Annotated in this window: 24 protein-coding genes and 4 pseudogenes; 17 read left to right on the forward strand and 11 right to left on the reverse strand. The window is 68.5% G+C overall.

Features of this window, described 5'->3' with window-relative positions; genetic code table 11:
• Nucleotides 1-99: 99 nt before the first annotated feature.
• Nucleotides 100-1296 (reverse strand): MFS transporter, encoded by a 1197-nt coding sequence (locus JK363_RS38755; RefSeq protein WP_201882862.1) that lies wholly within the window; start codon nt 1294-1296, stop codon nt 100-102.
• 123 nt (nt 1297-1419) lie between these two features.
• On the opposite strand from JK363_RS38755, the gene JK363_RS38760 reads away from it, so the two are divergent.
• From JK363_RS38760 to JK363_RS38785, 8 genes and pseudogenes are all read left to right on the forward strand, one after another.
• Nucleotides 1420-1752 carry an ArsR/SmtB family transcription factor gene (locus JK363_RS38760; RefSeq protein ID WP_201882863.1) on the forward strand — a complete coding sequence of 111 codons (333 nt, stop codon included), beginning with the start codon at nt 1420-1422 and terminating at the stop codon, nt 1750-1752.
• Between the two features lie 72 nt (nt 1753-1824).
• On the forward strand, nt 1825-2148 hold the full coding sequence (locus JK363_RS38765) for a glycine-rich domain-containing protein (RefSeq protein WP_307822046.1): 324 nt from the start codon (nt 1825-1827) through the stop codon (nt 2146-2148).
• 116 nt (nt 2149-2264) lie between these two features.
• Nucleotides 2265-2956 (forward strand): annotated as a pseudogene (locus tag JK363_RS38770) (class I SAM-dependent methyltransferase).
• 1696 nt (nt 2957-4652) lie between these two features.
• Nucleotides 4653-4832, forward strand: a complete 180-nt coding sequence (locus JK363_RS43380; protein WP_236076484.1) for a hypothetical protein — start codon at nt 4653-4655, stop codon at nt 4830-4832.
• Nucleotides 4829-5662, forward strand: coding sequence for an MFS transporter (locus tag JK363_RS43385; RefSeq protein WP_307822047.1), 834 nt, complete (start codon nt 4829-4831; stop codon nt 5660-5662). The genes JK363_RS43380 and JK363_RS43385 overlap by 4 nt, the downstream gene beginning before the upstream one ends.
• A 17-nt stretch (nt 5663-5679) precedes the next feature.
• The gene (locus JK363_RS43390) at nt 5680-6027 is read left to right on the forward strand and encodes an MFS transporter (protein WP_236076485.1); all 348 of its coding nucleotides are present in this window, start codon (nt 5680-5682) and stop codon (nt 6025-6027) included.
• Nucleotides 6028-6166: 139 nt separating this feature from the next.
• The gene (locus tag JK363_RS38780; RefSeq protein ID WP_201882864.1) at nt 6167-6637 is read left to right on the forward strand and encodes a hypothetical protein; all 471 of its coding nucleotides are present in this window, start codon (nt 6167-6169) and stop codon (nt 6635-6637) included.
• A gap of 112 nt (nt 6638-6749) precedes the next feature.
• Complete coding sequence (locus JK363_RS38785; RefSeq protein ID WP_201882866.1) at nt 6750-7238, forward strand: GNAT family N-acetyltransferase; 489 nt, start codon at nt 6750-6752, stop codon at nt 7236-7238.
• Nucleotides 7239-7245: 7 nt separating this feature from the next.
• On the opposite strand, the pseudogene JK363_RS38790 reads toward JK363_RS38785, so the two are convergent.
• Nucleotides 7246-7620, reverse strand: a pseudogene (locus tag JK363_RS38790) (transposase); the annotation flags it as partial.
• A gap of 575 nt (nt 7621-8195) precedes the next feature.
• Here JK363_RS38790 and JK363_RS38795 point away from each other — a divergent pair.
• From JK363_RS38795 to JK363_RS38815, 5 genes and pseudogenes are all read left to right on the forward strand, one after another.
• Nucleotides 8196-9002 (forward strand): ABC transporter ATP-binding protein, encoded by an 807-nt coding sequence (locus JK363_RS38795; protein ID WP_201882876.1) that lies wholly within the window; start codon nt 8196-8198, stop codon nt 9000-9002.
• A gap of 297 nt (nt 9003-9299) precedes the next feature.
• Nucleotides 9300-9485, forward strand: a complete 186-nt coding sequence (locus JK363_RS38800) for a hypothetical protein (protein WP_201882878.1) — start codon at nt 9300-9302, stop codon at nt 9483-9485.
• 166 nt (nt 9486-9651) lie between these two features.
• Nucleotides 9652-10416 (forward strand): MOSC domain-containing protein, encoded by a 765-nt coding sequence (locus JK363_RS38805; protein ID WP_201882880.1) that lies wholly within the window; start codon nt 9652-9654, stop codon nt 10414-10416.
• A gap of 38 nt (nt 10417-10454) precedes the next feature.
• Complete coding sequence (locus tag JK363_RS38810) at nt 10455-10847, forward strand: group I truncated hemoglobin (RefSeq protein ID WP_201882882.1); 393 nt, start codon at nt 10455-10457, stop codon at nt 10845-10847.
• Nucleotides 10848-10931: 84 nt separating this feature from the next.
• Nucleotides 10932-11108 (forward strand): annotated as a pseudogene (locus JK363_RS38815) (site-specific integrase); the annotation flags it as partial.
• 177 nt (nt 11109-11285) lie between these two features.
• Here the strand turns inward: JK363_RS38815 and JK363_RS38820 are convergent.
• Entirely contained in the window at nt 11286-12350 is a 1065-nt protein-coding gene (locus JK363_RS38820) for a hypothetical protein (RefSeq protein ID WP_201882883.1), read from the reverse strand.
• Between the two features lie 96 nt (nt 12351-12446).
• Here JK363_RS38820 and JK363_RS38825 point away from each other — a divergent pair, with 96 nt between their 5' ends.
• On the forward strand, nt 12447-12782 hold the full coding sequence (locus JK363_RS38825) for a Tn3 family transposase (protein WP_201882885.1): 336 nt from the start codon (nt 12447-12449) through the stop codon (nt 12780-12782).
• A 39-nt stretch (nt 12783-12821) separates the two neighbouring features.
• Here the strand turns inward: JK363_RS38825 and cynS are convergent, their stop codons facing one another.
• The 3 genes from cynS to JK363_RS38840 form a co-directional block, all read right to left on the reverse strand.
• Nucleotides 12822-13292, reverse strand: a complete 471-nt coding sequence (gene cynS, locus JK363_RS38830; protein WP_201882893.1) for a cyanase — start codon at nt 13290-13292, stop codon at nt 12822-12824.
• 132 nt (nt 13293-13424) lie between these two features.
• A complete protein-coding gene (locus JK363_RS38835) occupies nt 13425-14018 on the reverse strand; it encodes a carbonic anhydrase (RefSeq protein WP_201882894.1) in 594 nt (197 codons plus the stop codon).
• A gap of 36 nt (nt 14019-14054) precedes the next feature.
• Nucleotides 14055-14528, reverse strand: coding sequence for a nuclear transport factor 2 family protein (locus JK363_RS38840; protein ID WP_201882896.1), 474 nt, complete (start codon nt 14526-14528; stop codon nt 14055-14057).
• Between the two features lie 130 nt (nt 14529-14658).
• Here JK363_RS38840 and JK363_RS38845 point away from each other — a divergent pair, with 130 nt between their 5' ends.
• From JK363_RS38845 to JK363_RS38855, 3 genes are all read left to right on the forward strand, one after another.
• Nucleotides 14659-15243, forward strand: coding sequence for a TetR/AcrR family transcriptional regulator (locus tag JK363_RS38845; protein WP_201882898.1), 585 nt, complete (start codon nt 14659-14661; stop codon nt 15241-15243).
• Between the two features lie 146 nt (nt 15244-15389).
• Nucleotides 15390-15848 (forward strand): recombinase family protein, encoded by a 459-nt coding sequence (locus JK363_RS38850; protein ID WP_307822048.1) that lies wholly within the window; start codon nt 15390-15392, stop codon nt 15846-15848.
• 143 nt (nt 15849-15991) lie between these two features.
• Complete coding sequence (locus JK363_RS38855) at nt 15992-16720, forward strand: phosphotransferase (protein WP_201882951.1); 729 nt, start codon at nt 15992-15994, stop codon at nt 16718-16720.
• A 190-nt stretch (nt 16721-16910) separates the two neighbouring features.
• Here the strand turns inward: JK363_RS38855 and JK363_RS38860 are convergent, their stop codons facing one another.
• From JK363_RS38860 to JK363_RS38880, 5 genes and pseudogenes are all read right to left on the reverse strand, one after another.
• Complete coding sequence (locus tag JK363_RS38860) at nt 16911-17666, reverse strand: IclR family transcriptional regulator (protein WP_201882900.1); 756 nt, start codon at nt 17664-17666, stop codon at nt 16911-16913.
• Nucleotides 17663-18147, reverse strand: a pseudogene (locus tag JK363_RS38865) (hypothetical protein); the annotation flags it as partial. The gene JK363_RS38860 and the pseudogene JK363_RS38865, both read right to left, overlap by 4 nt.
• A 94-nt stretch (nt 18148-18241) precedes the next feature.
• A complete protein-coding gene (locus JK363_RS38870) occupies nt 18242-19177 on the reverse strand; it encodes a PDR/VanB family oxidoreductase (RefSeq protein ID WP_201882902.1) in 936 nt (311 codons plus the stop codon).
• Nucleotides 19174-19359, reverse strand: coding sequence for a hypothetical protein (locus tag JK363_RS38875; RefSeq protein WP_201882904.1), 186 nt, complete (start codon nt 19357-19359; stop codon nt 19174-19176). Before JK363_RS38875 ends, JK363_RS38870 begins: the two co-directional genes overlap by 4 nt.
• Nucleotides 19356-20426, reverse strand: a complete 1071-nt coding sequence (locus JK363_RS38880) for an aromatic ring-hydroxylating dioxygenase subunit alpha (protein WP_201882906.1) — start codon at nt 20424-20426, stop codon at nt 19356-19358. The genes JK363_RS38875 and JK363_RS38880 overlap by 4 nt, the downstream gene beginning before the upstream one ends.
• Nucleotides 20427-20878: the final 452 nt, after the last annotated feature.

Below are 20878 nucleotides of genomic sequence, written 5' to 3' on the forward strand. Positions count from 1 at the left end.
GCTGCGTGACAAGCCACTAGTTAGGTGACACTTGGTCGGGCTGGTTGACACTGGCGGCGGTGTTGCGGGGCTGTACACGCGGTGGTGTGGGACGGCGGGTCACGCCTCGGATTTCTCCGAGTTGGCCGAGGTTGGTTCCGGTGTTGTGGGGGCGGGCGCAGTGGAGCGGCGCGTGGTTCCGAGGTGCCAGAGGAGGGTCAGGGCGGTGACGCCGGCAGCTACCAATCCTAGTTCGGCCGGGGCAAGCCCGAGCCACTCCTGCGCCAGCCCGCCGAATCCGCCGCCGAGGGCGATCCCGATGTAGAGCGCGGAGGAGTTGAGGCCGAGCAGGACCGGCGCGGCGGCGGGGCTGAGCGAGATGAGCCGGTGCTGCTGGGGGACGACGATGACGCCGACGGTCACACCCCAGACCACAGCCCAGACCAGGGTGGAGGCGAGGGCTCGGGTCGCCAACGGGGTCAGCGCCAGGGCAAGAGTTGCGAGGGTGAGGGCGCCGGTGAGGACGCGCGCGGAGTCGTGGCGGTCCACCAGGCGCCCGGCGGCAATGTTCCCGGCCAGGATGCCGACGCCCCAGGCCAGCAGGATCAGGGTCAGGAGCGATTCGTTGCCACTGGTGGCATCCCGCAGGGTCGGGCTGATGTAGGTGTAGAGGGTGTAGGTGCCGAGGAAGGCGAGTGAGGTGACCGCCAGCAGCGCCAGTACGCGGCTCTGATTGAGGGGGCGCAGACGGTCGGGCAGCGAGGCGGCGGGGAGCGTCACCCTGGGGAGGCCGACGGCGATACCGACGGCCGCCAGCAGACCTATCCCGGCGACGGCCCACAGGGTGATGTGCCAGTCGGTGCGGCCGATCAGAGTGCCGAGAGGCAGGCCCAGCGCGGTCGCCAACGTCAAGCCGCCCAGGACGAAGGCCAAGGCCCGGCCACGGCGTTCCGGCGGTGCGATGGCCGCCGCGGTGCTGGAGGCGGCGGCGTTGATGATGCCCGCTCCCACGGCGGTGACGATGCGGGCAGCCATCACCACCTCGTAGCTGGTTCCCAACGCGGTGACGACGTTGCCCATCACGAATACGGCCAAGGCGATCAGCAGTGCCGAACGCCGGTTCAGGGCACTGGTGAGGGCCCCCATGACCGGCGCGGACAACGCCATCGTCAGGGCGAAGACCGTCACCAACTGACCGGCTGCAGGGGTGGAGACCTCCAGGTCGGCGGCGATGGAGGGGAGCAGGCCCGCGATGACATAGCTGTCGGTGCCGACGGCGAACGTCGCCGCGGCCAAGGGGAGGAGTCGTTTGAGCATGGATCGTGCCGCCCTTCCGGAGCATTGCGGAGGTAGGTGATCGGCACTGTAAGCAATACATTGATGCTTGTCCATGTATCAATGAGTGGGTAGGCTGGATCCTGTCACGGACGGAGGGAAGCAATGCGCGAGGTGTCCCAGCCGGCGACCGAAGCGATCCGGATGGTGGAGGTGCTGCGTGCGCTCGCCGATCCGGTGCGGCTTGAGATCGTCCAACGGCTCGCCATGACCGGCGAGGAGAGCTGCAACGCCATCGGCGGCGACCTGGACGTCCACCAGACGACGCTGTCCCACCACTACCGGGTACTCCGCGAGGCGGGCGTCACCTGGACCACCATCCAAGGCCGGTCCCGGCTGGTGCGGCTGCGTCGCGACGACCTGGACGCACTATTCCCTGGCCTGCTCGACTCTGTACTGAACGGCGATCGCCACCCGCGCCCCGCCGCAGGAGGCTGACGCGCCAGACATCCACCGCAGCCCGCAGGAAACGCCAAAGGATGTACTCGGCAGCGTCGATCTTCGAAGCTGGTGTCAACCAGACCGAAAAGTCGCAGCAGGGTAGCGGGCAGTTCGCTCAAGCACCGGGGCGAGGCGCTGGGACTCGCCCCGAGCAAGCTCGCCGACATCGGCGTCCACATGGTCATCCTGGACACCGTGGCATACGCCCAACTGTGCGACCGCTTCAACGACGGGCATTTCCTGCACCACGTGCCCAAGGTCGACTTCAAGAACGACGGCTCCGTGATGAAGACAGCGCACATCATCGCGGCCGACGGCTGGGAAGTCGACCTGCCGCTGTGGGCGGACGCCGCCGAGTGCGGCCCCTGCCACCCCGGCAACGACTCGCACTGACCCGCCCGTTACGCGTCCCAGGGGACCCAGCCGCCCGGCCGGGCCCCCTGGGACGCGCCCGGGTGACATTTCGCCGAACCAGCCCGCCACCTGGTCGCAATCGCCAGGATGGGGCGGTGACCACCCGCACCGCAGACCTCTGGCACCACTACGGCCGCACCCGCGCCGCCAGTGACCGCGCCGTCCCCGACACCTTCTACTGGAACTGGAGCCAGGACGCCGGACCCGGCCCGGAGGTCCTGGGCGACCTGACCGGCCGCTGTGTGGGCGACCTCGGCGCCGGGAAGGCCGGCACGCCGCGCACCTGGCGGCGCATCACCAACCCGCCGGGGTCACCGCAATCGACGCCTCCCCGGCCCAGCACACCATGGCAACCGACCTCTACGGGCACCTCGCGCCGCGCCTGCGCATCGTGCCGTCCGACGCCGTGCCCCATCTGCACGCGATGAACGGCACGTACGATGTGCTGTACAGCGTCTTTGGCGCCATCGACTTCACCGACCCGCGCGAACTGCTGCCGGCGGCGGTCGCCGCCCTCAAGCCGGGCGGGCGACTGGTGTACTCCACCCTCGCCCACTACCTGAACGGGGCGCCCGCCCAGCCCGATGCCGTAGCTGCCAACATCCCGGCAAAAGCGCCGGACGGCGAGGCAACCACCATGCACCGCTGGGTACTTCAGGAGCACGTATGGACCAAACTGCTCGACGAAGCCGGGTTCACCAAAATCACCATCGACGTGCTGCCCATCACCGCCGACGGGCCGCGCACCGCCGACACACTGCTGGTGAGGGCGCACCACCCGTCCTAGAACCCGGCATGTGAGGTTCGCGGCGCTGTCATCGGGATGTCCGGCTTCGCCTGTCACTGATGGAAAGCTGCAGACTTGCTGGTTGAACCCTGGATGGTCAGTCGATCACGGTGTCAGCGATCTAAATTTTGTGGTGACATGAAGCCGTATCAGGCTGGGTCACTTTTGCCGAATCTCCTTCTCATGCTGTGGAGCGCCGCCGAGTCCTGCCTGGCCGACCCGGCTCGCTGATCCCCGGGCGCTGCCTTGGTCCGACGAGCCCTTCTTCATCCTCGTCTCCACCGGGTGTTCCGTGGTGGCTGCAGACCCGTAGTCGGAGATTCCTGGGATTTTGGGCATGGTGCGCGGAGTCGATCGGACATCCCGGCATCGCAATGGGGCAATCCGGCGAGCTGGTCCGGCAGGGTCGTGATCTTCTAGGCCCCGGCCTCCGGCACTGGTGCTGTCAAGCCCCGTGATGCATCGGAGTATCGGTCTGTTCGCTGATCCATGAGTCAGCGAAGCGTGTCCAAGTCGATGCTTCCCAGCCCCATGGGCAAGGCCCAGGCTGTGGGGGCCGTGGGGGAAGACATGCACGGTGTGGGCCACATTGTTGGCGGCCAATGCCGCAGCGAGGCGATAGGTGTGCTCAGGCGGAATGAAGGACTCCTCCGCTATGTGCCAGAGGAAGAACGGAGGAGACGACGGAGTCACCAGCGCGTCGAGCGAGGTTGAACGACGCAACTCCGGCGACGCGTCCGCACCCAGCAGAATGAGCTGCGAAGGGCGGTACGTCTCGGTCTCCAACGACGTGATCGCGTAGCCGAGGACAGCGAACTGAACCAACGTCCGTTCGTCAGCGTTCGGAGCGAGGTCTGCCAGGCCTGCGAGGTGCCCGCCGGCCGAGGGCGAAACCGCTCGGGCACACGAGCCGAGTGAGCCGTCCCGGCAGGTCCCACGGCCAGTAGGACGAAACCCGGGACAGCCGGACCAGGGCAAGGGCTGCCAGCGTCACCCTGCCTCGGCCGGGTTGCCTCGCAAGGGAGCGACTCGGCCGGGGCAGGGTGGCTGGAGCGCCGTATCGCTGACGGGTTCAGCCGACCGTGAGCACCATGCGGAAGCGGGCCTTGCCGGCAATCATCTCTGGTAGGCCTGGGCCGCAGAGCAGCCTGGAGAATGGGCAGGTCACGGCAGGTGTGCGGGTGCAGACGTGGCGTGGCGGGCGGCGCAGCGCCGGCCCGCTCGGGCCGGGCCGCATGCCTAAGCGACGCCGACCAGTGCCCTCCACATATGGCGAGCGATGAGCTGGGTTTATCGTACGGGCGCCGAATGTGTGGCGACACTGCACCGAGCAGGAGAGTGCTCGAGGACTACGGAGAGCGAGCGGGCCGGCGCTCCGCTGATGGCCAATATCTCTTGGACCCTCCGTATCGGCTTCCACGACCACCGGGGGGAGTTGGCAAGCAGTTCGGTGTCGATTACATTGACCTCTCAGCCGTCCGGCGAGCAGCGGGCCTATGCATCCGCTCCGCACGACGTGGCGTTCTTCAGCAGTTCCGCGGACAGCCCCACTCTTCCGGGTCTCGCATCTTTCCCTTCTCCGAGCAGCAGTGACCCCTTTTTCCAGGGGTCTCTCCTCTGGCTGCGCCTTCCCCTCCGTCATCAGCACCTCAACCGCCGTTCCGCCGTGCGGCGGTGTTCCCAACGATGCTGCCGCATGCAGCGTGAGGAAGGAGGCCGGGTCGTGGTGTCACCGGCACTCGCTACCCGACGATGGGCCCTGCCGGCCATGTCCGTGGGCGTGTTCTGCATCCAGCTCGACTCGTTCGCCCTGAACTTGGCCCTGCCGCAGATCGGCCGTGATATCCGCGCCCGAGGCGATGGCCTGCAGTGGTGATCAGCGCGTATCTGCTGTCCACAGGGACGCTGATGCTGGGCGCGGGACGGCTTGGCGACCTGTTTGGCCGGCGGCGACTGTTGGTCTTGGGCCTTGCTTTGTTCGGCACGTCGTCCCTGGTCTGCGCGCTCGCCCTGACACTGCCCGTTCTGGTCGGCGCCCGGGTGGCCCAAGGAGCGGGCGCCGCGATGATCATGCCGGTGGGCTTGTCCCTGCTGACCAATGTCTACCCGAGTGAACTGCGGGGCCGGGCCACCGGCCGGGCGCTGGGTATCGGTGGAATCGCCACCGCCTGCGGCCCGTTCATCGGGGGCGCCCTCACTGAGGCGGTGTCCTGGCGTGCCGTGTTCTGGCTCAATGTCCCCCTCGCCGCGCTGGGCGCAGTATGGGCCTCCCGCACTGCCGAAAGCTACGGCACCAGCACGCACCGGAGTGTCGACTGGCGTGGGCTGTTCACCGCCACGGCCGCGCTTGCGGTCCTCGCTTTCGTCGTCGACCGCGGCCGACACTGGCAGTGGCCCGTCGGCCTGGCCGGCCTGGTCGTCGTGGCCGCCCTGCTGATCTGGTTCGTATGCCAAGAACGGAAGGCGGCAAGCCCACTGGTCGAGCTCACGCTCTTCCGCAATGGTCCCTACGTGGCACTCACGCTTGCCGGGGGAGTGGCCAACGCCACAACCGTCATCTTCCTATTCGTCGTTCCCCTGACGCTCCAGGGGCAGTGGGACCTGTCGGTCGCCCTCGCGGGTACCGCCTTCCTCGTCCCGGCATTGGCCATGGCGCTCGCGGGCCCGCTCGCCGGCCGTGTGGCTCCACCTGCCGCGTGCGAGTGATGACCGTCTGCCTCGGCATGGGGGCAGTTGTCCTTGCCTGCCTCGCCTGGGCGTCATCGCTCGTGGTGTACCTGGTCGCGGCAACCGTCGGCGGTGTGGTCCTCGGGATGGCCAACTCGCTGACCCTCATCGCCACTCAGGGGGTGATCAGACCGGAGCGGGCCGGGGAGGCATCAGGGGTCACCAAGACGATCATCACGGTGGCGGCCGGCCTCGGCGTTGCCCTGGCCGGGGCCGTCAGCGATCAAAGCCACGGCGTAGGCGCGGAAGCGGCCTCGGATACGGCACTACAGGCCACCGCCCTGGGTTGCATGGCGGCCTGTCTGATCCTCGCGGTGTGGATCGGGAAGCGTGAGCGACCGTGACAGAACGCATGTCTTGCGGACTACGAGGCCAGATGAGAACAGCGACATCGGTGGTGCCCACAAGAACAGACGTCCGCGTATCTCGCGAGACAGACGGCCCCTGCACCCCATGTCTACCGAAAAGGCATCAGGACGAACGTTGGCGACCCGCAGTGCGACGGCCTGGCGGCTCAAACGGGCCCGGCTGCAGGTCACCTGTCGGCCGTTATACGGAACCGCACACACGCTCGGCGCCCTGACGGTGGAGAAAGCCGCGCGCCACGCCGGGACATGGTTCAGCGGCGGACTGTGGAGCGAGGACCTTGCCGACATGAGCCCGGCGGGCAGCGCGTACTGGCTGAGCCTGGAAAGCTTCGGCATACCGCTCATCCTGGTCGGCCTGACGGTGCTGTGGCTGGACCGCCGCGGCATCACCCCGCCAGCATTCATCGCCTGGACGCTGGGGAGCTGGACCGTCGTCGACGCCGTGGTCCTCACGTTCACGCCCTGGCCGCTCTTCGTGCTCGCGTGCGCCCTGCTGCTGTTCGGAGCCGCCGCCCGCCGCGACAGCCCCGCGCCCGGGGAGGTCGGCCATGAAGTGGGCGATGTGGACGTAAGTGAGTGTTTTTGATCCTGAGCTTGGGTGACCGCATTGTCGGCTGTGCGAGGTAATCGACTAGGTCGTGTGTGTCGGGCTCGATAACTCGTATCGCTGTTACCCGTGACCAGCTGAAGATGGTGGCATGGACGCGCAGAAGGTGACCTTGCGGAAAATGACGCCGTCGGAGTACGACGTGGCGACTGAGCGTCGTGAAGCTGAGACGGCTCGTGAACTCGGCAGGTTCATGCCCCAAGAGCTGGCGCGAGAGCGGGCTCGTCAGGGCACGGCTCAGTTCCTCCCGGACGGGCTCGAAACGGCTGGTCATCATCTCGTGGCGGCGGAGAACGGTTCAGGCCAGGTCGTGGGGAACGCATGGATTGGTCCGGATCCGCGCCAAGCTTCGGACACCACTAGCTCCGCCTGGCTGTACGACATCAACGTCTTCGCGCCGTTCCAGCGCCGCGGATACGGATCCGCCATCCTCGCTGCCGCCGAGGAGCTCGTTGCCCGCGAGGGCAAGACGTCGCTCAATTTGAACGTCTTCGGAGACAACGAAGCAGCCATTGCCATGTATCAACGCAATGGCTATGACGTGTCGTCAATGTACCTATCCAAGAGCGTGCAGCGATAGATCAGCCGGTGGGCGTCTGCTTCTTCGTCCAGCCGGGGACAGGCTTCTTCCGGGTCAGTCGCCTGGTCATCACAGTGATGAGCGCCCAGGTGAGGTGAGCTTCGGAGTGCTGTGGCAGTCGTTCGTAGTCCCGGACGCTGCGGCGGGCGTTCATCAGCCGGCCCAGTGTCCTCTCGACTTTCCAGCGGCGGGGAACCACGACGAAGCCCTTGGCGTTCTTGGGTCGGGACATGGCCCGGAGGGTGAGCCATAGCCGGTCATCGGCCCAGGTCACGAGCTGTCCGGCGTAGGCGGAGTCGGCCCAGACCTGGGTGATCTGGGGCTGGGTCAGCCGCAGGCGCCAGAGCAGTTCGCGGGCCGCGTCCCGGTCGGTCATGTCGGCATGCTTGGCCAGCGAGGGCGAAGGCGTCGGCCAGCGGGCGCGGGCGGGTTCGTTCGGTCGGTGCTGTGGAGCTGCGTGTCTGTCACATCCGGCGCAACGCTCACCCGTACGGGTGGATGCGGTGGCGAAGGGTGGCGGATTTCGGTGCGAACGTTCCACCTTCAGGGCGGGCGCGTAGGGCCATACCCGGTCTGTCTCCTCCTGCCCGATGATGTGCCGGTCGGCCTCGATCCAGGCGTGCGCGCCGTGGCGCGAACCGGGCCCCGATCACCCACGTCACGCGGCTGTCGGTGAGCGCGGTGGCGAAGTGGGCGGCCAGGGACTCCTCCAGGCAGTCCGCGCGCCCTCCGGCCATCAGGTCAGCGTCGAAGCCGACCGCCAACCAGTCGTCGGAGCAGGTGGATGCCCGCGTTCGGCCCGTACCCCGGTCCGTTGTGAGGCGGACAGGAACGTGCAGGTTGGGGTGATCCCGACTTAGGGGCTCAGTGCTGTGACCAACGACCGTCGGGTTGTCCGATCACCGATGACAGCAAAAAAGCCCGGTGATTTTGCCGGTACAGCACTACTCTGCCGACGTGACCGAAACCCAGGAACCCCGCGCCGTCGTCGCTCTGTCGGATGTTGCTGTCCACCGCCGTACCACCGGGCAGGAGATCGTCCTCGACGAGATCAACTGGACCATTCGGCCTGGCGAGCACTGGGCGCTACTGGGAGCCAACGGAGCCGGCAAGACCACCCTGCTCCGGCTCGCCGGGGCGGTCATGCATCCCACCATCGGCACCGTCGATGTCCTTGGTGATCGACTCGGCCGCGTCGACATGCGCGAGCTGCGAGCGCGCGTCGGCCTGGTATCCGCCGCCCAGAAGGTTCCGCTGGACGCCACCACCCACACCGTCGTCCTCACGGGGGCGACCGGCACTGTGCAGCCGCTGTGGCCAAAGTACGACACCGCGACCCGCGAGCGCGCCCACCTCCTGCTCGCCGAGCTTGGGTGCAAGGAACTCGCCGACCGCCGTTTCGGCGACTGCTCGGGCGGCCAGCGCGCCCGGATCCTCATATGCCGTGCCCTGATGGCCGATCCGTTGCTGCTCCTGCTCGACGAGCCGTTCAACGCCCTCGATCTCCCGTCCCGAGAGGACCTCGTGGACGCGCTGCATCGGCTGGCAGCCGAACGGGCCGACCTCGCCGCCGTCACGGTCACCCACCACTTGGAGGAACTCCCGCCCAGCACCACCCATGCCTACCTGCTCAAGGAAGGCCGCGAGCTGGCATCCGGCCCGGTCGACGGCGTGCTCACCCCGGACAACGTGACCGTCTGCTTCGGACGTCCCGTTCATGTAGCCCGCCACGACGGCCGGTGGTACGCACGCTCGGGCCGCTAGGAAGACCAGCAGTGTCTGGGGCGCGCTTGAGTCAGCCGCCGTGCCGTCACTTGTGGCTGCGGCGTTCGGCCTCCGTGGCCTGGAATCGGTATGACTCGGTGCCGATCTGGATCAGCGTGCAGCGGCGAGATGGCCACCGCGCTCAGGGTGCGCCGGGCCACGGTCAGCAGCTGGGAGTCCGGCTAGTGCGACGGGCGTGGTCCTGCCGTCAACGCTGGCGATGCGACGCCGCCCCTTTCGGTGATCTCCGGGCCGATGGCAGTCACGACCATGCGGCCGTCGCGAGACTCGCGATCGGTGGCCGACCCGAATACCCCCGACTCGCCCCGCGCGCAACGTGGCAGGCCCGGCGCCTGGCCCGCCGACTTCGGCGCCAGGATGGACACCCGTACGGCGTGGGTGATGGCCCGCCTGATCCGGCATCCGCAGGAACGCGGCTACGCCATAGCCCACCTGGACGATGACCGGCACCGCCCGGACTGATGCCCTCTGGTGGCTTCTCAGCCAAAGCGGGTGAGGAACCGGGCAGGGCCCGGCGGATCCGGCATGCCGCCCGTCCGGCCGTCCCATGATCTGCCCCGGGGGGCCACAGCGGCTCCCGTCGGGGGACGGTGAGGAGCAGCGGTATGGGCGTGAGTTGGGGGAGGTGTTGAACGCCTCCGAGGTTACGGAACGCGGGCTTGTCGGGGATCGGCGGTTCGCCGTGGTCGATCCGGCGACAGGCAAGGTCGCGGGTGCCAAGAATCCGCATAGATGGGGAAACCTCTTCGAGTTCCGAGCCGCGTATGTCGACCCTCCGCTGGCGGGCGGACAACTGCCTGCCGTCCGCCTGACCCTGCCCGACGGGACCATCGTGACGAGCGCCCAACCCGATGTGGCCCGGCTACTGTCCGAAGCGCTGGGCCGAGAGGTCACCGTTGCGACGGCACAGGGCGACGATGAGTCGTCCCGCGCGACGGCCGAGGAGTACTGGCCGGACATGGCAGGGCTCGACCACCGGGACACCGTGACCGAGTGGGACCTGCCGATGGGAACCTTCTTCGATCTCGCGGTGATGCACCTGCTGCTGACGACGACGGCGACGATCGAGCGGCTGCGCGCGCTCTATCCCGAGGGGCGCTTCGAGGCTCGCCGGTTCCGGCCGAACATCATCGTGGCGACCCGTCCGGAGCCGCAGGGTTTCGTGGAGAACGACTGGGTCGGCCACACGGCGGCGATCGGCGAGGAGGTCCGCCTGCGGATCATCGGTCCCCGACCGCGCTGCGTCATGATCACGCTGCCCCAGGGGACCTTGCCACGCGACCAGGGCATCCTGCGTACGGTGGCGCAGTACAACCAGGTGAACTTAGGGGTCTACGCCGACGTGATCACGGGCGGAACGATCCGGCGCGGAGATCATGTCGTGCTCGTGTGAATCGGACGCGACATACCGCGACTCCGGAGGGAACGAACATGGAAACGCAGCCAACCTCGCTCTACGAGCGGCTCGGCGGTATTTACCGCATCGCCACGGTGGTCGACGACTTCATCGACCGGATCATGGTGGACGACCGGCTGAACGCCAATCCGCGCGTGGACGATGCGCACCACCGCGTATTGCCTCCGGGGTTCAAGTACCTGGTCACGGAGATGGTCGGGGAAGCGACCGGGGGACCCCAGCGCTACACGGGGCGCACGATGGAGGACTCCCACCGTGACCTGCGGATCACCGCGAACGAGTGGGAGGCCTTCATCGACGACTTCAACCAGACGCTCGACAGATTCGGGGTGGCGGAGCAGGAACGGTCGGAGTTGCTCGCCATCGTGCAGAGCACGCGGGGCGCCATCGTCGTACCGGCGTCCTGAGTGACTCTTGTCGCCCCTCACCGGCGCGCCGCGCTGACGGACGACGAACCGTCCGGTGCCTTATCCGTGGCAAGGAGGAGATCGGTGCCCGCCGTCGTGCGGCTGCCCGCCGGGAGGGCGTTGACCGTCCGCAGGGCGGCGGATGTGTTCCTCGACTCGCTCGACAACGCGAACACCCTCCGGTCGTACGGCATCGGGGTGGGCAAGACCGCGGAGCGGCTCGGCGAGGCCCGTCCGCTCGCCACCGTGGCGGACGACGAGCCGGCAGTGGCAGGACGTGGCCGGGCCTGGACTGGCCGGTGGCGCACCCCGCGGCGGTCGCCTGGCAGGCGGTCAAAGCGGGCGAGCCCGTCACGGTCCTTTCACTCGAACCTGAGCTCTACGCAGGCAGCGGCATCACCCCGTTGAATCCCACCTGACACGTACCGCCGAGTGCGGTCACGACGGCTTCTCAGCGAGCACGGCCAGGCGCTCCATCTCCTTCAGGCCGTGCTCGCAGCACTGCCCGCACAGCAGACGACGCTTCTTGGGCCTCTCCGGTAACCGGATGTCGTACGGCAGCCGCTCCTCGTCCTTGAACTGGCGCAGGTCGTAGTCGCACTCCGCACAGACCAGCCCGGCCGCGCGGGCCTGCTTCTTTGACCACGTGGGCCAGTCCGCGGACAAGGCGAGGTTGCAGATCGCCATGCCCTCGGCCCGGGGCTGGAACAGCCGGAAAGCCCAGCCGGGACCGTCCTCGGGGATGTCGTCGATGGACTCCTTCAGCGAGGGCATCCATCGCACCAGGTGGATCACGTCCTTGCGGGCGATGCGAACCTCTTCCCCGCGCCTCATCGCCTTGTTCCAGGAGCTGGCGAGCGGGAAGCGAAAGGCCGTCACGATCGTGTACGGCACCTCAAGCAGCTCCAGGTCCTTACCGATCTCGGCGGCGGTGGCCTTCCACTCCTCGCAGTCAGCCTCCCGCCACAGAGCAAGCCCGTCATTGTTCAGCACGCCGGAGGCCCGCACCGTGCCCACGATCCGTCGCTGCGCGGCACGCACCTCCGGTACAACCGCTTCGGCCATCGGTCTCTCTTCTCGTCTCGTCGCGGTGCCCAGGCGGGCAACGTCATTGCTGGTAACGCCATCGTGAGCGCCCTGGACGGCGTAGTGGAAGCTCATCGCGAGTTCGAGGGTGGCTTCCGCAGTGGCAAGGTCGGTGACGCTGATTTCGGTGCGGAGGATGCTGGCGCGGTCCTCGATGTCGGCTGTGATTCCGGCATCGCGTACGAGTGCGGCGATCTGCGTGGTGAGTCCGGTAGCCCGCAGGTCGAGCCCAGCCAGCAGCTGTTGGGCCGGCTCCAGTTCGTCGTCGGCAACAGCCGGATCGGTGAAGGCGAGGACGAAGGCCCGCTGCGCTTGGCAGGTGGCCCGCTCACCCGTGATCCCGTGCTGCTCGGCTTCGGCATGGGCGGCTTCATACGCGGTGGCCGCTCGGTCCATCTCGCTCTGGATCCACCACACGTCACCTTCAACGCGGTGGTGGCGTCCTGCCCAGCCGAGGGTGCGGTGGCCATCGTGGTGGGGAAGTCGCCAGCGAGTCGGGCGAGGTGGGCGGCGATGAGGGTGATGTCGGGGCATGCCCCAGGGGGAGCCGGGCCGCAACAGCTACTGCGCTACCTCTTCGACGCCCCACTGCGCCGGCGGGTCACCGCAGCCACGAACAAGGTCGAGGCGTTCAACCGCTTCTCCCAGTGGATCGGCTTCGGCAACGGCGACGTCATCACCGACAACGACCCCGTCGAACAGGAGAAGACCGCGAAACCCGCCCCGGACGGCTACGGTCAGGCCGCCTGTCCCCGAGGCCGTCGTCGACGACAAGGGGAAGATCGAGCGCATCCGTCCGGCCGGCAGGCGTTGCATGCCAACGCGTCGGCCGGCCCCCGCTCTGCATAGACCAGCGCGGGGGCCGGCCGAGCGCGGCCCTCCCGTGGCTCAGAAGGGCTTGGTCGGCAGGTACTTGCCGTCCAGAGTGATCACGGCACGCTCGCCCCCTTCGGGGTCGGCGACCTTCTTCACGTCGAGCTTGAAGTTGATCGCGCTGATGATGCCGTCCCCGAACTGCTCATGGACCAGTGCCTTGAGGGTAGTCCCGTAGATCTGGACTATCTCGTAGAAGCGGTAGATGGTCGGGTCGGTGGGGATGCCGCCCGGGATCGAGCCGCGGGTTGGGATGGCTTGCAGCAGCTCCACCGTTTCCTCGCCCAAGCCCAGCAAGTCTGCGACGGCCCTCGCGGACTGCTCGGGGAGAGCGTGTTGGCCCAGGACGGCGGCGGTGGTGAAGGCCGCCGACAGGCCGGCGGCATCCGCGATCTGCTGCCAGGTGAGGTTCTTGCGGGCCTTCGCCTCGACCGCAGCGTTGGTCAGGGCCTGACGGCTGGCGGGGTCGAACTGAACATGTACCACGGGGCAGGTTCCTTTCTTTCATGACGTGTTGTGTCGCTGCACGCGCATGACGGCCGCAGCGGCGGGCTGTGGGCGTCCGTGGTCCCCGGTGGCGGCGTCGTGCCGGGGACCACGCGGGTGGCGGGTTGAACGTCAGGCCGCGAGCGTGCTGTCGGCGTCCATGGCGTCGAGGTCTTCGACGCGGCCTGTGGCGATGTCGAAAGCCCAGCCGTGCAGGGCCACCGTCTTACACGCCAGGGCGCGGGCGACCGAGGGGTGCGTGGCGAGGTTTGCCAACTGAACGAGTACGTTCTGGCGGACCAGCGTCGGCACGTCCCTGGTGGCGGGTGTGCGGGCGGATGAGGCGTCCGCGTGCCGCAACCAGCCGGCGATCGCCGGCGTGCCGGTGAGGTCTCGGCGCTCTGCCAGGGCCGTCATGGCGCCGCAGGCGGAATGTCCGCACACGACGATGTCGGACACGCCCAACGCGGCGACGGCGTATTCGATGCTGGCCGTCACTCCGTCGACCCCGGGGTTGTAGGCGGGGACGAGGTTGCCGGCGGTTCGGATCACGAAAAGGTCCCCCGGCTCGCTCCCTGTGATCAGCTCGGGGACGACGCGGGCGTCCGAGCAGCCGATGAACAGCGTGTGCGGGGTGTGGTTCGTGGCCAGGTGGGCGAACAGGTTCGCCTTGGCCGGGAAGACATCCCGCTGAAAGCGCGCAACGCCCGCGGCGAGGTCTCGCATGGGCCACTCCCTTCGGTGGTTGACGAGAAGGCGTCCTCAGAAGCCGAGATCGCTGAGGCCGGGGTGGTCGTCGGGACGGCGGCCCAGCGGCCAGAAGTACGTGCGCTCGGATTCGGCGATCGGGAGGGTGTTGATGGAGGCGTGGCGGGTGTGCATCAGGCCGTGCTCGTCGAATTCCCAGTTCTCGTTGCCGTAGGAGCGGTACCAGTTCCCGGCGTCGTCGCGGTGCTCGTAGGCGAAGCGCACGGCGATGCGGTTGCCGTCGTAGGCCCACAGCTCCTTGATCAGCCGGTAGTCGAGCTCGGTGTTCCACTTGCGGGTCAGCAACGCGACGATCTCGTCTCGGCCGGTGGCGAACTCCGAGCGGTTGCGCCAGCGGGAGTCCACCGTGTAGGCGAGCGACACCTTGTGCGGGTCACGGGTGTTCCAGCCGTCCTCGGCCAGTCGGACCTTCTCGATGGCGGTCTCCCGGGTGAACGGGGGGACGGGTGGGCGGGTCGTGTCAGTCATATCGACTCAGCTCCTTCGAATTCTGGGGCTCCCGAAGGTCCAGCGGGCCTCGGAAACCATCGGAGAACGTACGTTCTCGCCGACATCTGCTAGCGTAGAGAACGTTGGTTCTCCGCGCAAGGGGGCATAGATGCTGGACCAGGAAACGGCACGTGAGCGCGCGCTCGAAGCGGCCGGGGAGCTGTTCTACAGCCGGGGCATCCAGGCGGTCGGGATGGATGCGGTACGCAACGCTTCCGGGATATCGCTCAAACGCCTCTACCAGCTGTTCCCCTCGAAGGAAGAGCTCGTACTGGAATTCCTCCGGCAGCGGGACTCGCGGTGGCAGCGTGCCCTCGCCGGCTACGTCGACGCGCAGCCGAGGCCCGAGGAGCGGATCGCCGCTGTGTTCGACTGGCTGTACAAGTGGTTCTCCGAGCCGGATTACCGCGGGTGCGCCTTCATCAACTCCTTCGGCGAACTGGGCGCGGTCTCGACCGAGGTCGCAGAGCAGGCCCGGCACCACAAGAAGGCCTTCCACGACTACCTGGCCGGCCTCGTCACGGCATCCGGGCGGCCCGCCGAACTGGCCGATCAGCTCGCGCTCCTCGCCGAAGGAGCGATCACCACCGCAGCGATCTTCGGTACGCCTGAACCCGCTCACCAGGCACGAGACGCAGCGCGCTTCCTGATGCACACGCATCCCGGCCCTGATCTCCCAGAACTACGGCGATGACACGTAGCTGAGGCCGGCACTCAAGCCGCTCGGGTTGGCGACAGTGGCGATCGGGGAGCCCGGCGAGCGTTTGTTTCATAGGTGGCCGCCTGCGAAACAGGCGGCCGTCCGGCGGTCCACCTGCGGCGATCCTGCCGACCCTCGCCGTGCGCAAGCCGGGCTCGGTGTGGACCGAGCTGCCCCGGCCCGCGAGCGCCGGCACCGAGCCGGTCGGGCACGTCCGTCTCGGGTACGCCCGCGCCTCGACTGCGCGGCAGTTCTTGGACGCACAGCTGGACTCCCTCGCCGAAGCCGGGGTCACCCGGGTCTTCTCGGAGATGATCTCCACCCGTGCCACCAAGCGGCCCGAGCTGGAGGCCGCCGTGAAGCTCGCCGGGGAGATCCGTTCCTCCGGCGTGCGCGTCACCTTCGTCGTCCACGAGCACAAACGGCTCGGTCGCGGCATCGAGCTGGCCATGCTTGCCGAGGAGCTGAAGGCGAGCGACGTCGGCCTGGAGTTCCTCACCGGGGAGCTGAAGGGCTCGCACGACGCCTCCGCCATCGTGTTCACCGAGTACGCGACCCAGCTGGCCCGGAGCATCGAGAACGGGGAACCGCTCACATAGCACCGCTCGATCCGTCAGACCGCTCGATCCGTCAGGCGGTCGGCGTCGTACACGAGGCTGCCGGGCAGCGGGACGCGGTCAGCCGTGCAGTCGCACGCGATAAACCCGGCGACGTCGGTGGTCATCCCGCGATAATGGCCGACGTGGAAGAGGTCGAGGTCATCGTCGCCCATCACGAGCGCGCGACCCTGCGCGTCGGCAACGTGTTCCTGAAGATCGATGCTGATCAGAGGCGCACCGATGTCGAGGTCGAGGCGATGGCTTCGGCTCCGATCCCGACTCCGGAGGTCCTGTGGCGGAAGTCGCCCGTGCTCGCGCTCGCCGCCCTCCCAGGGACGGCACTCGGCCGCCTCGGCGAGCCGTCGATCGCGCCGTCGGCGGCGTGGACCGCGGCGGGTGCGGCCGCACGGATGCTGCACGACGCGCCGCTGCCGCCATGGCCCGGCTGGAGCCTCGACGAGATCGCATCGCACCTCGACGGCGAATGCGAGTGGCTCGTCACGAACGGCGTCCTTCCCACCGACGTGGTCACGCGTAACCGCCGAGTTGCCGAGGCTGCGCTCCGGCCGTGGACACCGGTGTTCACGCACGGCGACCTGCAGGTCACCCACGTGTTCGTCGACGGTGACGAGATCACCGGCGTGATCGACTGGTCCGAGGCGGGGCCGGGCGATGCCCTGTTCGACCTCGCCACCTTGACGCTCGGACACGAGGAGCACCTTGACGACGTCGTCGCCGGCTACGGCACCGACGTCGCCCTTGACGTGATCCGCGCGTGGTGGTCGTTGCGAAGCCTGCGGGCGGTCCGCTGGCTGGTCGAGCACGGCTTCGACCCGTCGCCCGAGGTCGCCGTGCTGAGATCCCGGCTGTGAGGCTGCACGTCGAAGATGCGCCTCAGCTGAGGACCAGCAACTGCCTCGAATCGACTCAATCACGCTCGAAGGAGCTCGCGGGGGCACCCCCGTCGCACTCGCTCACCGCGCTGATGAGGTGCCGTTCCTTGCAGTCGGCCTGATCCGCCGGACAGGCCCCGGCGCGGCACACCGTCGCCGGGACGGACGCCTACGCCTCCTTCTCCGGCTGCCACCCCATCCCGCGTGAGATCCCGCGTGCCGCGAGCCGCACCGCCGGCACCAGCACCGGTACCTGTGCGTCGGCCTGCGGCACGACGACCGACACGGCGGCGACCACCGACCTGCCCGGGCCGCGCACCGGGGCGGCCACCGACAGGGCGTCGTCGGTGACCTGGCGGCTGCTCACCGCGACCCCGGTGCGACGTACGTCGGCCAGCATGCGGCGCAGCCGGGCCGGATCGGTGACGGTATACGGCGTGAAGGAGACGAGCGGCCCGGCACAGTACTCCTCCTGGAACTCCGGGTCGCTGTGCGCGAGCAGCGCGAGCCCGACCCCGGTGGCGTGCAGCGGCCAGCGCGCCCCGACCCGGATGTGCACACCGACCGCCGAACGTCCCGACAGCCACTCGATGTAGACGATCTCGCCGCCGTCCCGCACCGCCAACTGCACGTTCTCGTGCGTCGCTTCGTACAGGTCCTCCAGATACGGCAGCGCAATCTGCCGCAGCGCCGGCCCGCGCGGGGCCAGCGCCGCCAGCTCCCACAGCCGCAGCCCGACGTGGTAGAGATCGGCCTCGTCCCGCTCCAGGGCGCCCCACTCGGTGAGGGCGCCCACGAGCCGGTGTGCGGTGGTCAGGGTCAGCCCGGCCCGCCGGCTGATGTCCGTCAGGCTCAGCGCCGGGTGCTCGAGGTCGAAGGCCGCGAGCACGGACAGCAGCCGGTCGGGCGCGGAACGGGTGGTCATGGCCGGGAGTCTCCCGAGGTCGTACGGATGTCGGCCGGGTGGGCGAGGTCGTAAGGGCGGGGGTAGGGGCCGGGGTGGTAGTTCGGATAGCGGACCGCGGTGGCCGGATTCTCCTTCTGCGCACGGGAGTTGAGAGCCTCCGGTGAGGCGTCCCACCGGCCCGTGTCCAGCCGGCGCTCCAGGGTGTGCGGGGCGCCGGTCATCTCGCCCGAGGTGAAGGTGCGGTGGCCCGGGGCGTCGACGTAGGCCTGGCTCAGCAGCGCGCCGGAGCCCGCCGCGGTGGCGGCCCGCCGGTAGGCGATCTCGGCCTGGACGGGATCAGCACGTCGCCGGTCGTGTGGATGTTCAGCTGGGGGTCGGTGAACCGGCCGGTGAAGGCACTGGTGTGCCGCGTCCATCGTACGCCCGTGGCGTCGGCGGAGATCCTCGGTGCGCGGTTCAGGGCCGCGAGGTCGGTGTGCAAGGGCAGTCCCGCCTCCTTCAGGACAGCGTGCTGTTCCAGTTGGCAGCGCCGCCCAGAACCAGACCACACATCGACAGCGAGCCGTCGAAGCGGTCCGCGGCCGACCTCAGGATCACACATCCAGCACCAGTCGCCGCCCCCGGCACCGGGACACGCAGATCATCATCGTCTCGCCGTTCTCCTGCTCCTCCTGCGTGAGCACGGAGTCCCGGTGCTCCGGGGTGCCGTCGAGGACGTCGGTCTCACAGGTCCCGCAGGTGCCCTCGGCGCATGAGTAGAGCACCTCGACACCGGCCGCCCGCACCGTGTCCAGCACGGATACGTCCGGCGCCACGATGAGCGTCAGACCGCTCCGTGCCAGCTCGACCTCGAACTCTCCGTCCTCGCCTACGGGTTGCTCCTTCGCCTGGAACCGCTCGACGTGCAGCACCCCGGACGGGGCCCGCTCCTCGACGGCGTCGAGCAGTGGACCGGGACCACAGCAGTAGACGAGCGTGCTTTTGGGTACGTCGCCCAGGACCGAGGCCAGGTCAAGCAGGCCGGTCTCGTCCTGCGGGGCGATCGTGACCCGGTCGCCGTACAGCCCCAACTCCTTTGTGAACGCCATGGATTGACGGCTGCGCCCGCCGTACAGCAGCGTCCACTCGGCGCCCACCGCCTCGGCCGCGGCCAGCATCGGCAGGATCGGGGTGATGCCGATGCCGCCCGCGATGAACCGGTAGCGGGGAGCGGGCTCCAGCCGGAAGTGATTGCGCGGACCGCGCACCCGGACCTGGTCGCCCTGGCTCAACCGCTCGTGCACATGGACGGATCCGCCCCGTCCGTCGGGCTCCCGCAGTACGGCGATCCGCCACTGCGTCCGGTCCGCCGGATCGCCGCACAGCGAGTACTGCCGTTCCAGGCCGGGCCCGAGCACGACGTCGATGTGGGCGCCCGGCTCCCACGCCGGGAGCTGATCGCCCAGCGGATGGCGCAGGGTGAGGGCGAGCACGCCGTCGGCGGCGAACTCCCTGCGGTCAACGACCAGTTCGGCTTCGTACGCGGTCATGAGCTGTTTCCTTGCGGCTCGTTCCCCTGTAGCTGGTGTCCCTGGGGGTGGGCGAGCATCCACTCCCACATCTCCACCGGGTCTTTCGCGGTGTGCTCGCGGCCGCAGTGACAGGTGCCGTGCAGGACGTCGGTGCCCGGCAGCCAGTCGATGCGGTAGATCTCACCGGTCGGTGAACTCACTGGACCTTCTCCGTCGGCTTCGCGCCCTCCTCGACCAGCCGGGCGAGGATGCGGCGGGCGGCCAGGCCGCCCATGTCGATGTTGATGCTCAGCTCCTGGTAGCCGGTCCGCTCGGTGCCGAGCGTCTTCTGCATCAGGTTCAGGGCGGTGACATCCTGCATGACGACGGTGTGGTTGTTGCCGCGCAGGAACTCGGTGACCTTGTCGTCGTCCGTGGCCCAGTCCCGCGAGACCGCCCAGAAGTCGTACACCTTGCCGTCGCCGGACGGCGTGATGGCGTACGTGATCTCGGTGTGGAAGCCGTTCGGGTCGCTGCCGTCCGGCTCGGGCACCACGCCGATCGGAGCGACGCGGCTGTGCAGCAGGTACAGGCACGGGGCGTGGTACTCGATGTCCTGCCAGCGGGTGATGCGGCCCTCGATGCCGGTCGATGTGGCGTAGAACGGCGGGCACTCGGCATCGTCCATGTGCCGGCTGACTCGCACGATGCCGGCGCCCTCGTCGACCTCGGTGGTGATCGGCCTCTCGGCGACCTCGGGGGTGCCGATGTAACCGCCGTGGAGGTAGGTCTCGTGGGAGAGGTCCAGGAGGTTGTCGACGAGCAGGCCATAGTCGCAGTCGATGGGCTCCATGCCGCGCACGGTGACCCAGCCGGGGGAGTCGAGGTGCCTGGCCCGCGGGATGCTCCGGGGATCGGCGAGCGCCGGGTCACCGATCCACACCCAGATCAGTGAGTCCTGCTCGACCACTGGGTACGAGGCCACACGGGCTGTCCGCGGAATGCGTTTCTGCCCCGGCACGTACACGCACTCACCGGTCGTGTCGTACGTGAACCCGTGGTACCCGCACACGACCCGGTCGCCGTCGAGGCGGGTCGGGGCCTCGGACAGCGGGTAGCGGCGGTGCACACAGCGGTCGTGCAGGACGACCGGTGTCCCGTCTTCCTCCGTGCGGTAGAGGACGAGGGTTTCACCGAGGATCGTCCGGCCGAGCAACTCGCGCCCGACCTCATGGCTGTAGGCGGCGACGTACCACTGGTTCCTGGCGAAGGCAGTGATGTGAGGCATGGCGTTCCCGTCCCTGAGAGCGGGGCGTCGGCGCCCCACGTTCCATGGTTGGAAGTAGGTTCGCGACGGCTGCGGCCGCCGTGCAAGGCAGCTTCTGCCAGACGGAAGGGCTTCTGCGAGAGTGCTGGTCAGGGCCTTGGATTGGGTCTTGCTGGTCACTGACAGGGGTGGCGCAGTGGCGCCGGCTGGGCGTTCGCGCCCGAGTGTCCGCTGATGGTTTTGGCCCACACGTCCGACAGCGGAGTTGCCGCGCTTTCTCGCCGGTTCTTGGGCGGGACACCGGCAGAACGTGTCGCAGATCAAGGCCAGGCAGTAGTGCCGCGCAAGCGTGGCGGGTCGAGTTCGGGGCCGGCCACTTCCGACGCGGCAGCGATCAGGGTATGGCGTCTGGCGTCCCCCACGATCCCCGTCTTCCGGGCACTCACTCGACAACCAGCACCCTCAGGGCTCGC

The sequence above is a fragment of the Streptomyces coffeae genome, assembly GCF_016741875.1.
Taxonomy (GTDB): domain Bacteria; phylum Actinomycetota; class Actinomycetes; order Streptomycetales; family Streptomycetaceae; genus Streptomyces; species Streptomyces coffeae.